The sequence below is a fragment of the Chlorobium ferrooxidans DSM 13031 genome (assembly GCF_000168715.1).
Classification (GTDB): domain Bacteria; phylum Bacteroidota; class Chlorobiia; order Chlorobiales; family Chlorobiaceae; genus Chlorobium; species Chlorobium ferrooxidans.
Genome location: NZ_AASE01000019.1, coordinates 32943 through 47885, shown reverse-complemented (window position 1 = coordinate 47885; position 14943 = coordinate 32943). Strand labels below are relative to the sequence as shown.

Genomic DNA, 14943 nt, shown 5'->3' with positions numbered 1-14943 from the left:
ATTGATCAATGCATTGGTTGAGCAGTCATGAGCGGTAACCGTTTGCGTTCCCTGAATTTCCGGATAGATCGCTTTGGCAAGCTGTTTGCCGAGTTCAACACCCCACTGATCAAAGGAGTTGATATCCCAGATAACCCCCTGAACAAACACCTTGTGCTCATACATGGCGATGAGCTTGCCAAGATTGAATGGCGTGAGTTCATCGAGAAGAATGGTGTTGGTCGGCCTGTTACCCGGAAAAACCTTGTGCGGAAGCAGCGCTTCAAGAGCGGAAGGCTCCATTCCCGCAGCTTCAAGCTCAAGACGGACCTCCTCGGCGGTCTTTCCTTTCATAAGCGCTTCGGTCTGGGCAAAGCAGTTTGAGAGCAGAATATCATGATGCTCCCCTGCCGGATTCTGACTTTGAAGCGGCACAATAAAATCCGCAGGAATAAATCCGGTTCCCTGGTGCAGAAGCTGGAAAAATGCGTGCTGGGAGTTGGTTCCGGGCTCGCCCCAGATTACCGGACCGGTCGCATAATCCACGGTGTTACCATCCCGGTTGACTCTCTTGCCGTTACTCTCCATATCGAGCTGCTGGAGATAGGCCGGAAAGCGGTGCAGGTACTGGTCATAGGGAATGACTGCGTGTGAGGAGACACTGAAAAAGTTATTGTACCAGACGCCGAGCAGCGCAAGCAGAACAGGGATATTATGCTCAAGCGGTTCGTTCAGAAAATGCTCATCCATCGCCCAGGCTCCCTGAAGGAGCTCCTCAAAGCGCTCAAAACCGAGATAGAGCGCGATGGAAAGCCCGATGGAAGACCAGAGTGAGTAACGCCCCCCTACCCAGTCCCAGAACCGGAACATGTTGGCCTCATCAATTCCAAACTCGACAACCTTTGCCCTGTTGGTCGATACAGCGGCAAAATGCCTTGCAATATGCGATTCACTGGCGGCATGCCTTAAAAACCACTCGCGGGCACTCATGGCATTGGTGAGCGTCTCCTGTGTTGTAAAGGTTTTGGAGGCAATAATAAAGAGTGTCGTTTCCGGATCGAGTTTTTTCAGGGTTTCGGTGATATGGGTGCCGTCAATATTGGAAACGAAATGCACCTGAAGCCCTCCATGCGCAAAGGGGCGAAGTGCCTCTGTGACCATACAGGGGCCGAGATCGGAGCCACCGATACCGATATTGACCACATCGGTCAGCACTTTACCGGTGTAACCCTTCCAGGTGCCCGATATAATCCGCTCACAGAACCCTTTCATCTGCAAAAGAACATCGGCGATCTCCTCCGATAGATTGAGACCCTCTACTTCAAGCGCATATCCTGAAGGCCTGCGAAGAGCGGTATGGAGCACCGCACGATTTTCGGTTGAGTTAATAGCCTGGCCTTCAAACATCGCACTCCGTTTTGCTTCTACTCCTGCATTGCGAGCAAGTTCCACCAGCAGCTCCATGGTGCGCGGAGTTATCCTGTTCTTTGAATAGTCAAGAAGCAGTTCCCCACATCTGAGAGAAAATCGTTCAAACCGCTGAGAGTCGTTCCGGAACAACTCCCTCATGTGCAATGTTTCGGTTTCATGCTTGTGCGAGACAAGGGCACTCCATGCAGCGCTTCGTGACAGGTCCATGACAGGTAGTTTATTTGTTATAGAATAAAGGCTTGAAAAGAAGGGCCAGTTACAGAATCAATAGGGAATATAACGCAACACCAGGGTTGATCCATCCCGGCTTCGCTCGACATTGATGCTTTCTGCAATGCTTTTGATAATATATACCCCCCGACCGGAGAGTTGAAAGCGATTATGGGGATCGAGAGGGTCCGGAAGTTCTTCAGGATTGAAACCCTCTCCGCAATCCGTTATGGTTGCAAGAAGCATATTCCCTTCGGCGCAGAGTGAACATGATACGGAAAGTTCATCACTCTCCCTGTTTCCATGTTTGACAGCATTGATAAACGCCTCTTTCAGAGCGAGCTGCAGGTCGTCCGAAAATTGAGCACTGTACCCTTTCGATGCGGTAAAAGATGCTATGAAATCATGGAGAGCGCTGTATTGACTCTCTCCCCCGGTGAGCACTATCTCATGTCGGCAAACAGGCATGATTAATTCAGGAGAGCGTCTGGCACGGCGGCAGGTCCGTCAAGAACGCCATAAAAACGGGAGCAAAGAGCCATAAACGTAATATTCTTAGTTATGCGCAGTGAAATGACTAATAATTTATTACTAATTTGTAATATTTAGTTAAAATATTATATTTATTCAATGCGGATGAACAAGAGCAGGTGCCTTTTATTTCAAGAGTCGAAAATAAGAATTGATTCCGCAAACAACACACAAAAACATAACAAGGAGTTCATCAATGAAAAAAACAGCAAAATTATTAACGCTCGCTGTTGCAATTTTTGCAGGCTCGGTCGGAACAGCCCAGGCTGAAGGGTTTAAAGTAGGCGCTGATGTCGTGAGCAGCTATGTATGGAGAGGCGGAGAGCTTGGTAACTCACCGGCAATCCAGCCGGCACTCTCCTATACCTTCCCTGGAATCGGTATTGTTGTTGGTGGATGGGGATCATATGCCATTTCACAGGATGCAGGAACCCGATACAAGGAAGTTGACCTTTTTGCTACCATTCCGGTTGGACCGCTCAGCTTTACGGTAACCGATTACTATACATCAACGGCCACCAGCAGATCATTTGACTTCACCAATGACGGTCCGAACATTGTTGAGCTCAGTGTTGCCTATGCAAAAGAGAATGTCTCCCTTCTTGCAGCAATCAACGTAGCTGGCAACAATACCGGAGCCAACAAAAACGCCAAATACTGTGAAGCCGGCTACAAGTTCTATGACAAGGATGGCTATACAGCCAAAGGTGTTGTAGGTCTTGGTGATGAGGACGTGTATGGTGACAAGGAGGGCGATAAAATCGCTGTGGTAAACACCGGCGTATCGGTTTCCAAAGACCGCTACACCGCATCTTACATCTACAATCCTGACACGGAAGCTTCAAACCTTGTCTTTATGGCATCGTTCTGAAGATGATTACTGTCTGAGTTTTGTGCTCTCAGGCAATACAAACGAAAAGAGACCGTCAAAAGCGGTCTCTTTTCGTTTGTATAAAATGAAAAACGATGATCAAATATCGGCTTCGTAAATGATATACTCCTTGTAGGGTTTGCCTCCGATCACCTTGGCCAGTTTGCTCATGGCCTCATTGCACTTGAGAACCCAGCTCATTTCACTGGCAAAGACGCCATGTTTGCCTCCGTAATCGGCAATGTGTGTATTAAGAATGCTGTCTACACCCTTTTTGCGATATTCTGGCAGCACACCCATGGTTATGGTACGGACCATGGTGATTTTACGGCTGTACCAGAGATATTTAAGGAGGCCGATCGGAGAGAATGGATTTCCGTTGACATGCCTGAGCGCCTGGTTGACATCCGGAAGAGAGAGGGAAAAGCCTACCGTTCGTTTGTTTCGATCTTCGACAAAGTAGATATAGTGAGGATTCGCAAGCGGTTTCAGACTTTTTGCGAGGCAATCGAACTCTTTTGTGGTCATTGGCACAAAGCCCCAGTTACTCTCCCACGCTCGGTTGTAGATCTCTCTGATTCGTTCAATCTCGCCATCAAAATCCTTCATATTCAGAATCCGTATCGAGAGCCCCTCCTTTTTCATGACATGCTCCGAAATGCGGCGAAGACGCTCAATATCGATTATTTTCTGGTCGATATACCAGGCAAGAAGCTCCTGGCCGACACGGTGACCATAGTTTCTGGTCAGCTCATTGTAGTAGGGTGGATTGTAGAGCATAAGAAAAACCGGCGGACTGTCGTAACCTTTTGTCAGCATGCCGCACTGGTCGTTCATGGAGGGACTGACAGGTCCGCGCATCGCATTGAGACCCTTCTTCTTCAGCCAAGCCGCAGCAGCATCAAAAAGGGCATCGGCAACCTTCTGGTCATTGACCGATTCAAAAAAACCCCAGAACCCGACCTTGTCGCCGTGAAACTCGTTATGCCGGCGGTTCTCTATTGCCGCAATCGTACCGGCCATAACGCCATCTCTCCATGCCGTAAACATGGCAAGATCGGCATGTTCATAGAGGGGAAACTTCCCGGTATCGAGCGTTTTCATGTAATCGTCTATGACCGGGGGAACCCAGTATTTATTGAGTTCAGGATCATTCCGATAGATCTGCCAGGCAAATTTGATGAACTCCTTGCGCTCTCTTTTGTTGCCGACCTGTCGAATCTCAATAGCCATAAACCCTCTCGTTATGAATTAATGCTTCCCGGCAAGCGTGCGCATAACCGCAGCACCCTCCCGGAGCATCCGTTCGGTCTCTTCCCATGAAATACACTCATCGGTAATGGAGACTCCGTAGCGGAGTTTTCCCGGCTCTTCAGGAAACGGCTGGTTACCCGCACAGATGTTGCTCTCGATCATAACACCGATAATACTTCTGTTCCCTTCGGTTTTCTGCTTGAGAACATCCTCCCAGACCTTAAGCTGCTGTTCATGTTTTTTTCCTGAATTGGCATGGCTGCAGTCCACCAGCAGTGACTGTTCAAGGCCGGCCTTTGTAATCCAGGACTCGGCAAGAGCAATGCTTTTTGCGTCATAATTGGGTTTGTCGCCTCCCCGAAGCACAAGATGACCGAAAGGATTTCCTTTTGTCGTTATAACACTGCTGTATCCGTCAGGGTCAATGCCAAGAAAACTGTGCGGGTGCATTGCTGAACGGATCGCATCAACAGCCACATTGATACGGCCATCAGTAGAGTTCTTGAAGCCGACAGGCATCGAGAGACCACTGGCCATCTGCCGGTGGGTCTGCGACTCGATAGTTCTTGCTCCGATGGCTGCCCAGCTTACCACATCGGCAACATACTGCGGCGATATGGGATCAAGAAACTCCGTCGCTGCAGGAAGACCCATCTGATTGATTTCAAGCAGGAGCTTGCGGGCGTAAAAAAGACCGTGTTCGATGTCGTAGGTATCATCAAGATGAGGATCGTTGATAAACCCTTTCCAGCCGACTGTGGTGCGCGGCTTTTCAAAGTAAACGCGCATCAGGATACAGAGATCATCCTTGAGTTCGATCCTCAACGCAGCAAGTTTACGGGCATACTCAAGAGCCGAGTCCATATCATGTATGGAACAGGGCCCGACTATAACGAGCATCCGTCTGTCCTTGCCAGTCAATATATTTTCAACTTCACGGCGACCGTTAACAATAGTTGCGGCGGCCTGTTCATCAACAGGTAACTTCTCCTTGAACTCCCTCGGTGAAGAGAGGCGAATAATTCGTGAAACCCTTAAATCATGTAACTGTTCCATCAGCTTTCCAACAATAGTATCGTCATTAAAATTCACTGGATGCAAGATAAAAAAAACCTTTATATATAATCAGTATCGAATCCTATAAATTCCGGACAAGAGCACTGCAAGTTGAAGAAGGTTATTGAGGGCACCAGTGATATCCTGAAAAGAGAGACAATATTTCCTGATTCTTATCGTCCTAAAAAAATATATTATACTCGTAAAGAGCTGCGGGAATAAAATCTGAATACAACGCCTGCACTCATAACATAACGGGCAATCCTAATCATTCAAGAACATGAAAGTACTGATCACTGACGGTATTGATTCTCAATGCGCTCAAATCCTCAAACAGAACGGTTTTGACGTTACCGAAAAGCCAAAAATCAGCAAAGAGGAGCTCAAGGAGATCATCGGCGACTTTGACAAGCTGATCGTCAGAAGTGCAACAAAGGTAACGAGCGAAATTATTGAGGCGGGAAAAAAACTGCAACTTATCGGCAGAGCCGGAGCCGGTGTTGACAATATTGATATTGAGGCAGCCACCCGGAACGGCATCATTGTTATGAACACTCCTGGTGGTAATACTATATCCGCTGCTGAACATACCTGTGCCATGATGCTCTCGGCAGCACGCCTTATTCCCCAGGCTACAGCAGACCTGAAACAGGGCAACTGGAACAAAACCAAATTCACAGGGGTGGAACTTGAGGGAAAAACACTCTCTATTATCGGTCTCGGCAAGATTGGCCGCGAAGTTGCAAGCCGTATGCAGGCGTTCGGAATGAAAACGATTGCCTATGATCCGATGATCCCCGATGAATTTGCCGCACATCTTAACATAGAGCTCCTTCCCCTGCACGAAAACTTTATTCGGGCTGATTTTATCACTATTCACTCATCACTCAACGAGTCCACCCGCAATCTCATTTCTGAAGGGACTTTTGAGCTCATGAAACAGGGCGTGATTATTGTCAACTGTGCCAGAGGCGGAATAATCAATGAAGCTGATCTGGCTGAAGCCATAGAGTCCGGAAAGGTGCGAGCCGCAGCGCTTGATGTCTTTGAAACCGAACCGGTAAAAGCTGATAATCCCCTTCTGAAGCTTGAGCGCGTTATTGTCACTCCCCACATTGCGGCATCCACCAATGAAGCGCAGGAAAAAGTTGCTGTCCAGATAGCCGAACAGATCGTTGAATGGAAACGAAGAGGAAAACTTGAAGGAGCAGTCAATGCTTCCGCGGTAGAACTTGCCCAGGCTCCCGGTGTCAGCGCATACCTGGCTCTCGCTGAAAAACTTGGCGCCACACTTGCCCAGCTTGCTCCATCACAAGCCAATAAAATGACCGTATTTACTTCCGGCGAGTTTCTGCATAAATTCAATGAGGTTATTACGGCGGCAGCATTGAAAGGCTTTCTTGATGTCCGTCAGTCAAAAGACACCAACTATATCAATGCATTCACGATGGCAAAAGAGTGCGGTATAGGTCTGGAGCAGAAGTTTGAAAAGGAAAACCCCGATTATACCAACCTGATACGCATAGAGCTTGAAAACGGAAGTGAAAAACGCATGATTGGCGGCACCGTTTTTGGCGACAAAGAGATCCGGATTGTCATGATTGATCAGTTTCTGGTCGAGTTCAAACCGGAAGGCCACATTATTATCTACAATAATATCGACAAGCCGGGTGTTATTGCCCATGTCACCCAGCTGCTGCTTCAGCATAACCTGAATGTCGCCTATGTAGCCCTATCAAGGGACGAGGAGAAAAAGGTTGCCATGACGGCAATTGTGGTTGATGGTGAGGTATCTGATGCGCTGCTCCAGGCCGTAAGCAGTGTAAACGGAGTGTCCAGCGCTAATCTTGTGTTACTCTGAAGAGTTAAGCGAAGTAACGGTAAACAAAAAACCTGCCCGGCGGCAGGTTTTTTGTTTTGTGTACAGGTCTGTATCAGATCTTGGCTGATATTCTAATTCAACCCTTTGTGAAATCAATGCTGAGCCACTTGTCTTCGTAGGATGCCCCTGTTGACTCCATACCCGCAAGGAAGATCGGCAGTGCAACAATCTTCTGGTAATCGCCGATGCGGATGGTCAAATCATCGCCGAGTTTGAGGATTTTCGGTTCAAGACCCATGTTCTCCATAAACGGCAGTCTGACACGAACCTTATAGTGTCCGTCCGAAACCTTTTTAATATCAATCGGGTTTTCGGTGAAAAAGACATCAAGCGGATTCTGGTCGGCATAGACCTTTTCGCCTACCCTGCGGAGCATTGCCAGACCGACAACTTCATCATCAAACAAGGGGACTTCAGCAATCGGAATAGGAGCAAATGCTTCGGTGATCTGCTCAATATATTTCTGCTGAATGCCGCGCCATTTCTGGAAGTATGGATCAGGGCTCTGATCAGGCATGACCCGGTTGATGGTGATGCGATCAACCGTAATACCGTAAAGGTTAAGATAGGTCAAGGCACGCATAGACTCCTTGATAACCATCTTCTCGGGGTTCATGACAAGACGCATGGTTGTTTTTGAGCCATCAGCAAGCAGGTCAATAATACCTTCCGTTGACGAGAAGAGATTGTCAACCTTGTCATAGACCTCTTCGGGAGCGACAAAGTCATCGATTTTCTTGATCTTCTTGGAAAGAGGACGAAGTACCGGTTTGACCATGAATTTTTCAACATTGCGAATCATCTTGATAAACCAGCCGAATGTCTCGGGCAGGGAGAGAAGACGGAGCGTCTCGCCTGTAGGAGCGCAGTCAACAACAAGAAGATCATACTCATTCTGTTCATTATAACGCTTGATATAGGAGAGCGAAAAAAGCTCTTCCATACCTGGCAGCACGCCCATCTCTTCTGCGTACACCCCTTCAATTCCACGGGCTTCCATCAAATGAGCAAAGTGCTCTCTGACCACATCCCAGTTCAGATTGAGATCACCAAAAACGCTGACCTCCTGACCCCAAAGATTTTCGGCAATTTTAACAGGTGAAGGTCCAAGCTGTACATCAAGCGAGTCACCAAGACTGTGAGCCGGATCGGTAGACATGATCAGGGTTTTGTACCCCATGTCTGCCGCCTTGAGAGCCGTTGCCGCAGCAATGGAGGTTTTACCAACACCACCCTTTCCGGTAAAAATGATATTACGCATACGTTTTAATGATTCTCATTTAAAGAATTATTGAATAAAGCAGTTTCTGCCAACCATTATTCTCTGTCAGTCGAGCAATCTGAAAAGGCTTAAGATAAAAAATTCTTATGTAATCGCACAGGTTAAAAGCCCATAATTATCGGTGCGATAAAATAAATAACAGAACCCGACCCGCTGGCGTTAACGCTTTTTCCTGCGTTTTGAAGGGGCTTTTTTGACTGCTTTCGATTTTTTGTTTTTTTGGACTTTCTCAATTCTGGTTCGCCGGGAACCGTGGCGGACCGGGTTAGAAACCACGGCATCCACCTCCCTTTCCACCTTGATCTGTTGTCCGGGAGTAATACGGCGCCCTTTCAACCGGTTCAATTCACTGATTCTGTCAACAGTTATCCCGTACTTTCTGGAAATAGAAGAGAGCGTCTCCCCTTTTTTTACCTTGTGACGCAGAACTATTTTTTTTCCGGAAGATGACCGTTTTGAAGAATTCCCGGTATTATCACTTCCGGATGCAGCGTTACTGTCATTACCGCCGAAAACAACAAGCTTCTGGCCGGGAGTGACATCCGCATCTTTCAGACTGTTCCAGACGATAAGCTGACTGATATAGGTCCGGTAGAGTCGTGCGATGGAACCGAGGCTTTCGCCCTGCTGAACAACATGAATTTTCTCTGCCTTACCTGTTGCGCTGTTGGGGGAATTGAAGGCAGAATTGAGACTTTCAACCCGGGCAAGCAGTTGCTCGCGCTCAATTGTTTTCGGCGACTTGTAGGCATAGATCTCCTGCTCCCTGCGCTGAAACTGGGAAATATATTTTCTCGGAAGACGGAGCACATTGCCGGTAGCGTCTGAGGGGATGATACCAAGCTTGTACTGGGGATTAAGAAACTGGAGATCGCGCATCGGAACCCCTATGGTCTCATTGATCTGATCAAAGGAGAGCATGCGTGAAGTTCTGAGGGTATCAATATCCTTATAGAGAAAGCCGGGTTCGACAGGGCGGATATTGTGCTCGTTGTAATAACTCATGATGTAGTTTACCGCAATAAATGCCGGAACATATCCTCTTGTTTCTGCCGGAAGATAATCCCAGATGGCCCAGTAGTTCTTTACACCCCCGGCCCGTCTGATCGCCTTGTTGACATTACCCGGACCAGAGTTATAGGCGGCAAGAGCAAGGAACCAGTCTCCATAGATGTTATACAGATCCCGCAGGTGGCGGCTGGCTGCAACCGTAGCTTTTTCAGGGTCATACCGGTCTTCGATAAAAGAAGATGACTGCAGGCCGTACATTCTTCCTGTACCGTACATGAACTGCCACAACCCTTTCGCTCCGGCTGAAGAGACCGCCGTCGGATTGAGAGCTGACTCGACAATGGCGAGATACTTCATCTCAAGCGGAACATTGTAGGCATCAAGTTTTTCTTCAAAGAGCGGGAAGTAGATCTTGGTCAAACCAAGAATTTTAGCGGTCATGTTACGGCGGTCAACGGCATAGATTCTTATAAAACCGCGTACATGTTCATTATAGACAAGATTAAAAGGAGTTTTACGGTCAAGAGCCGAGATTCTGGCTGCATAGACAGAGTCGCTGTACTGGGGTATAAAATTGGCGGGAAAAGCGAATTTTTCCGACTCCCTGGTTGAGCGGGTAAAGTACTCATCCTTGAAGTAGGTTGCCGTAACAAGACTGTCAAGAATATCCGAAACAGATGACTTTCTGAACACGGCCCGGTCACTCGAAAGAGGATCAACAGCAAAAACCGGGAGAACCGGCAACTGCAAAACCAGTACAGTCAGTAACACCTTGAAGATCTTGTAATAAAAGCTGATTTTCACAAGCGGTACGTTCTTTAGAGGGGGGAATACGAAAAGATCAATACTTGTTAGGCAAAAATCTTTCTTGAAAAGATAACATAAAAACAGTTCAGGACTAATACAAGGGAGCACCGTTAATTGTCATAAGCGGTTTGATGTTCAAGCCCCGGAGGGGCGAAAGATGTGCCGCGCAGAAACCCTCTTTCGGCACAACTACAGCGCGAATCCTTCAGTAGGTTACTCTCCAGAGAAAGAGCCCCGAGGGAGCAACAGGATTAAGCTGTGTAGTCATAACCCCTGTTTCAAGCATCCTTTTGAACTCCTCCGCGCTGAGTGTTCCTTTTCCTGCGCGGAGCATGCCGTCAACAAGATATCGAACCATACTGCGCAGAAACCGGTTGGCTGAAATACTCAGGACGAGGAAGTGCTGATATCGATACCACTGGCAGGCCGTAACCGTACAGAGCCGACCGGGACTATCCCGGTCCTCCCTTGAAAATGCAGAAAAATCGTGAACACCCCGAACCGAGCCTGCAACCTGCTGCATCACGGCAAGATCAGGTGTGCCGAACGAACAACCGGAAAATCTGCCGTATATCGCCGATGGCTCGGCTATAAGAAAATATCGATAGTGGCGCTCCCGGGCGCTGTGCCGGGAATGAAACTCCTTCGGCATCTCAAGGGGATCAGTGATCCGGATGGTATCGGGCAACAGTGCATTGAGCGAGTGGACCATTCTTGAGAGATCCATCGGTGATGCGGTCGAAAAGTTGGCAATCTGTGCTTTGGCATGTACGCCCTTGTCTGTTCTTCCCGCAGCGGCAAGGGAGATCTTCTCCTGCAGAATCATCCCGAGTGCCGACTCTATCTCACCCTGAACAGTTACACACCCCTTGCGGTTCTGTCGCTGCCACCCGGAGTAGGGCGTGCCGTCATACTCAACGGTGATCCGTATGTTCTTCATATCTGGGATGTGCAGCCGGGGCAACGGGTGGCCTTAAGGGGGACGCTGCTCAGGCAGTATGGGCACTCTTTTGTTGTGGGCGCAGAAGGTGGAGCCGCCGCCGGCGTTTTCTCCATCCGCCGAAGGGTGTTGATGGCCTTGACAAGCAGAAAGACGGCAAATGCCATAATCAGAAAGCTTATCACCGAGTTCAGGAACACGCCGTAATTGATGGTGACGGCTCCGGCCGCTTTTGCATCAAGCAGGGCTGAATAGGGGCCCGCCTTGGCACCCTCTTTCAGAACGATGTAGAGGTTTGAAAAATCCACGCCGCCAAGCAGCAGGCCGAGAGGAGGCATCAGAACCTCGGAGACGAGGGTTGTAACAATTGAGCCGAAGGCACCGCCGACAATGATGCCGACCGCCATATCAACAACATTTCCCTTTACAGCAAACTCTTTAAACTCTTTCAGCATAATCTGCAATCCGGTAAAAGTTTGATTGAAGTCGCGATTTTGGTCTGCTTTTCAGGTTAAAATAACATTCTTTACAACCCGCCGAAAGGACAAACCGTCTTAAATCCCCATACCCTGAAACCCTGAAGCAAGAGGCGCCGCTCATGTTATGCAGGGATGATTATCTTTAGTACATTCCTCTTCAAAAACCGTTATCTTCTCCTTTTTCCTGCTTAAAATATAATACGTTGCAAACAACTTACCTTTCACTGCTCGTCAAGGCACTGGAAAGCCTGCCTGAGCTGTTACCCGGAACCACCTACAGAGTTCCATCCATCTGGACCGGAGATGAAACCGGAGCACAGCAGGTCAATCCCGCCCTATACTTCGGCACCATCATCAGCGAGATTCTGAAAAACCACAACCATGCCGGGGACGATCACTCCGGGAGTGCGTGGCGGTCTGAAGCTGTTGTCTATAACCTTTTTGTCCGCCTTGCGGCCGCATTTGATCACAACGGCGATGGCTGCATCGGAACAGAACCACTTGACTGCGGATTCAGGGAGACAGGAACACTCCTGAAAGCCATTGCTCTCCTCCCCTATATCAAAAAGCTTGGAGCCAATACCGTCTATCTTCTCCCGCTAACCGAAATAGGATCAGCATGTAAAAAAGGATCGCTGGGATCGCCGTATGCCATTAAAAATCCGCGCAAGCTCGACTCCCTGCTCGCCGAGCCTGCACTCGGCCTCTCAGCGGAAGTGCTGCTCAAGGCCTTTGTAGAGGCAGCTCATCTGCTCGGTATACGGGTTGTTCTCGAATTCGTTTTCAGAACAACATCTGTTGACAGCAGCTGGATTCAGGAGCATCCGAATTGGTTCTACTGGATTCGTGATGATGAAAGCGCCGCTCACTACGGCCCTCCAGGTTTTGATCCTGATACACTCAGCAACATTTATGGCCGGATTGAGCGCCATGATATGCAGAACCTCCCCGCTCCATCCTCTGAGTATCGTGACAGGTTCGTTTCACAGCCGGTTACCGTTACCCGAAATGATGGCGGACTTCAAGGAAGCAGTGCTGATGGTTCGCCATGCAAAGTGGCTACAGCTTTCTCCGACTGGCCCCCTGACGACAAGCAACCGCCGTGGAGCGACGTCACCTATCTGAAAATGCACAACCACGACGCCTTCAACTACATCGCCTATAATACCATAAGGATGTACGACAGCGCACTCGACAATCCGGAAACCTTCAATACCGGTCTGTGGGACGAAATTGCAGATATTATTCCATCCTTCCAGGAGAGCTACAATATCGACGGCGCCATGATTGATATGGGTCATGCCCTGCCATCTCTCCTGAAGAGAACCATTGTCAGAAAAGCCCGTGAAAAAAGAGCGGATTTTGCATTCTGGGATGAGAATTTTGATCCTTCGCCCTCAATACGGGAAGAGGGTTTCGATGCGGTCTTCGGTTCACTTCCCTTTGTGATCCATGATATTGTCTTTATCCGTGGTCTATTGAACTACCTGAACAAAACCGGAGTGGCACTCCCCTTTTTCGGCACCGGAGAGAATCACAACACCCCGCGAGTCTGCTTCCGTTATCCCCGTCAGGAGGCCGGACGAAACTTTTCGATGTTTATCTTTACGCTCACGGCGGTTCTGCCGGCCATACCATTTCTTCAATCAGGTATGGAGCTGTGCGAATGGTATCCGGTAAATCTCGGCCTTAATTTCACCGATGAAGACCGCGAGCTCTATCCGCCGGAAAAACTCCCCCTTTTCAGTCCCTTCAGCTATGACTGGGAAGGCGGCAACGGCCTTAAGCCCCTCAACAGCTACATCGCAAAGGTTCTCTCCATCCGCAGCCGATTCCTGGATCTTGTACTCTCGGGAGAACCGGGATCAATGACCATCCCCTATGTCAGTGAACCGGAGCTTTTTGCCGTCATGAGAAGTTCAGGTGCTCAATCGCTGCTCTTTATCGGCAACAGCAATCTTTACGAAGAGAGAAGAGGCACCCTTGAGTTCAGTATGCAAAACAGCACTCTGACAGAACTGATCGGAGGTGACACGCATTCGATATGCGAGCACAAACTTGAGATCCTCTGTAAACCGGGAGCGTGTATGCTTTTCGAACTTTCCGATAAGCAATGAGTTACAGAAAAGTTGCAAAAATAGTATCTTGCGTCATTTTCCATAAACCAAACTCTCTTTAAACTATGTCTATTCTCATTGTCGGTTCTCTTGCCTTTGATGACATCGAAACCCCCTTCGGGCGTTCGGACAACACCCTTGGCGGATCATCAACCTATATTGCCCTGTCGGCAAGCTATTTTACCGACAAGGTAGAGATGGTCGGTGTTGTCGGCTCCGACTTTGAACAGAAGCATTTTGATCTCCTTCATTCAAAAAACATCGACACCAAAGGAGTCCAGAAGGTCGATAACGGAAAGACCTTCCGTTGGGCCGGACGTTACCATTACGATATGAACACCCGCGATACGCTCGACACCCAGTTGAATGTCTTTGCGGATTTTGATCCCGTGGTTCCCCTTCAGTATCAGAATGCCGATTTTGTCTGTCTCGGCAACATCGATCCGGAGTTGCAGCTCAAGGTTCTTGACCAGATAAGCAAGCCGAAGCTTGTCATTCTTGATACCATGAATTTCTGGATAGAGGGGAAACCTGAAGAACTTAAAAAAACGCTTGAGCGTGTCGATATCTTCATTCTCAACGACAGTGAAGCCCGGCTCCTGAGCGGAGACCCGAATCTGGTTAGATCAGCAAGAATCATTCGCAACATGGGCCCCAAAACCCTGATCATCAAAAAAGGTGAACACGGTGCACTGCTCTTTACCGACAGTGGAATATTTGCGGCACCGGCATTCCCACTTGAGTCCATTTTTGATCCTACCGGTGCCGGAGATACCTTTGCCGGCGGCTTTATCGGCCACCTGGCACGCTGCGAAACAATCAATGATCTGGAGATGCGCAAGGCTGTGCTTTACGGCAGTTCAATGGCAAGCTTCTGTGTCGAAAAATTCGGTACCGAAAAAATTGCAGCACTTGATCTGCTTGAAATTGAGGATCGCTATCAGAGCTTCCTTGAACTTTCAAGGACCGACAACTGACGGTGAACGGGAAATATTCGTCATGGTGACGACAGGGACATGCAGAAGAACAAGGGGCGCCTCTGAATCATAAGAGGTGCCCTTTGACTGTCAAGGAAGGCCTCCCCGGAAAACAG

12 protein-coding genes are annotated in these 14943 nt (G+C 48.6%); 4 read left to right on the top strand and 8 right to left on the bottom strand.

The annotated features are described in order from the left end of the window. Together pgi and CFERDRAFT_RS09060 are read right to left on the bottom strand one after the other, a co-directional pair. A partial coding sequence (gene pgi, locus CFERDRAFT_RS09065; RefSeq protein WP_006366928.1) for a glucose-6-phosphate isomerase occupies window positions 1-1617 on the bottom strand: 1617 nt, incomplete at its 3' end. Between the two features lie 57 nt (window positions 1618-1674). After that, window positions 1675-2088, bottom strand: coding sequence for an ATP-binding protein (locus CFERDRAFT_RS09060; RefSeq protein WP_006366929.1), 414 nt, complete (start codon window positions 2086-2088; stop codon window positions 1675-1677). A 259-nt stretch (window positions 2089-2347) separates the two neighbouring features. Between CFERDRAFT_RS09060 and CFERDRAFT_RS09055 the strand changes: the two genes are divergently transcribed. After that, on the top strand, window positions 2348-3022 hold the full coding sequence (locus CFERDRAFT_RS09055) for a TorF family putative porin (RefSeq protein ID WP_006366927.1): 675 nt from the start codon (window positions 2348-2350) through the stop codon (window positions 3020-3022). Window positions 3023-3121: 99 nt separating this feature from the next. Here CFERDRAFT_RS09055 and CFERDRAFT_RS09050 read toward each other — a convergent pair whose 3' ends face one another. Both CFERDRAFT_RS09050 and CFERDRAFT_RS09045 read right to left on the bottom strand, forming a co-directional pair. Then, the gene (locus tag CFERDRAFT_RS09050) at window positions 3122-4255 is read right to left on the bottom strand and encodes a hypothetical protein (protein ID WP_006366925.1); all 1134 of its coding nucleotides are present in this window, start codon (window positions 4253-4255) and stop codon (window positions 3122-3124) included. An 18-nt stretch (window positions 4256-4273) separates the two neighbouring features. Continuing rightward, complete coding sequence (locus CFERDRAFT_RS09045; RefSeq protein ID WP_006366924.1) at window positions 4274-5332, bottom strand: 3-deoxy-7-phosphoheptulonate synthase; 1059 nt, start codon at window positions 5330-5332, stop codon at window positions 4274-4276. 280 nt (window positions 5333-5612) lie between these two features. Between CFERDRAFT_RS09045 and serA the strand changes: the two genes are divergently transcribed. Next, the gene (gene serA / locus CFERDRAFT_RS09040) at window positions 5613-7193 is read left to right on the top strand and encodes a phosphoglycerate dehydrogenase (protein WP_006366923.1); all 1581 of its coding nucleotides are present in this window, start codon (window positions 5613-5615) and stop codon (window positions 7191-7193) included. Between the two features lie 97 nt (window positions 7194-7290). Here serA and CFERDRAFT_RS09035 read toward each other — a convergent pair whose 3' ends face one another. From CFERDRAFT_RS09035 to mscL, 4 genes are all read right to left on the bottom strand, one after another. After that, complete coding sequence (locus CFERDRAFT_RS09035) at window positions 7291-8475, bottom strand: ArsA family ATPase (protein WP_006366922.1); 1185 nt, start codon at window positions 8473-8475, stop codon at window positions 7291-7293. 180 nt (window positions 8476-8655) lie between these two features. Then, window positions 8656-10311 (bottom strand): lytic transglycosylase domain-containing protein, encoded by a 1656-nt coding sequence (locus CFERDRAFT_RS09030; protein WP_232209791.1) that lies wholly within the window; start codon window positions 10309-10311, stop codon window positions 8656-8658. A gap of 208 nt (window positions 10312-10519) precedes the next feature. After that, window positions 10520-11254 carry a tRNA pseudouridine(38-40) synthase TruA gene (truA, locus tag CFERDRAFT_RS09025; protein WP_006366920.1) on the bottom strand — a complete coding sequence of 245 codons (735 nt, stop codon included), beginning with the start codon at window positions 11252-11254 and terminating at the stop codon, window positions 10520-10522. After that, entirely contained in the window at window positions 11251-11709 is a 459-nt protein-coding gene (mscL, locus tag CFERDRAFT_RS09020) for a large-conductance mechanosensitive channel protein MscL (protein WP_006366919.1), read from the bottom strand. Before mscL ends, truA begins: the two co-directional genes overlap by 4 nt. Window positions 11710-11936: 227 nt before the next feature. On the opposite strand from mscL, the gene CFERDRAFT_RS09015 reads away from it, so the two are divergent. Further along, window positions 11937-13850, top strand: a complete 1914-nt coding sequence (locus tag CFERDRAFT_RS09015; RefSeq protein WP_006366918.1) for an alpha-amylase family glycosyl hydrolase — start codon at window positions 11937-11939, stop codon at window positions 13848-13850. A 65-nt stretch (window positions 13851-13915) separates the two neighbouring features. Then, window positions 13916-14827 carry a carbohydrate kinase family protein gene (locus tag CFERDRAFT_RS09010; RefSeq protein WP_006366917.1) on the top strand — a complete coding sequence of 304 codons (912 nt, stop codon included), beginning with the start codon at window positions 13916-13918 and terminating at the stop codon, window positions 14825-14827. Window positions 14828-14943: the final 116 nt, after the last annotated feature.

What these genes read in the sequence shown, in the direction of transcription:
- CFERDRAFT_RS09060 (WP_006366929.1), bottom strand. Translation starts at nt 2,088, where the DNA reads ATGCCTGTTTGCCGACATGAGATAGTGCTCACCGGGGGAGAGAGTCAA.
- CFERDRAFT_RS09055 (WP_006366927.1), top strand. Translation starts at nt 2,348, where the DNA reads ATGAAAAAAACAGCAAAATTATTAACGCTCGCTGTTGCAATTTTTGCA.
- CFERDRAFT_RS09050 (WP_006366925.1), bottom strand. Translation starts at nt 4,255, where the DNA reads ATGGCTATTGAGATTCGACAGGTCGGCAACAAAAGAGAGCGCAAGGAG.
- CFERDRAFT_RS09045 (WP_006366924.1), bottom strand. Translation starts at nt 5,332, where the DNA reads ATGGAACAGTTACATGATTTAAGGGTTTCACGAATTATTCGCCTCTCT.
- serA (WP_006366923.1), top strand. Translation starts at nt 5,613, where the DNA reads ATGAAAGTACTGATCACTGACGGTATTGATTCTCAATGCGCTCAAATC.
- CFERDRAFT_RS09035 (WP_006366922.1), bottom strand. Translation starts at nt 8,475, where the DNA reads ATGCGTAATATCATTTTTACCGGAAAGGGTGGTGTTGGTAAAACCTCC.
- truA (WP_006366920.1), bottom strand. Translation starts at nt 11,254, where the DNA reads ATGAAGAACATACGGATCACCGTTGAGTATGACGGCACGCCCTACTCC.
- mscL (WP_006366919.1), bottom strand. Translation starts at nt 11,709, where the DNA reads ATGCTGAAAGAGTTTAAAGAGTTTGCTGTAAAGGGAAATGTTGTTGAT.
- CFERDRAFT_RS09010 (WP_006366917.1), top strand. Translation starts at nt 13,916, where the DNA reads ATGTCTATTCTCATTGTCGGTTCTCTTGCCTTTGATGACATCGAAACC.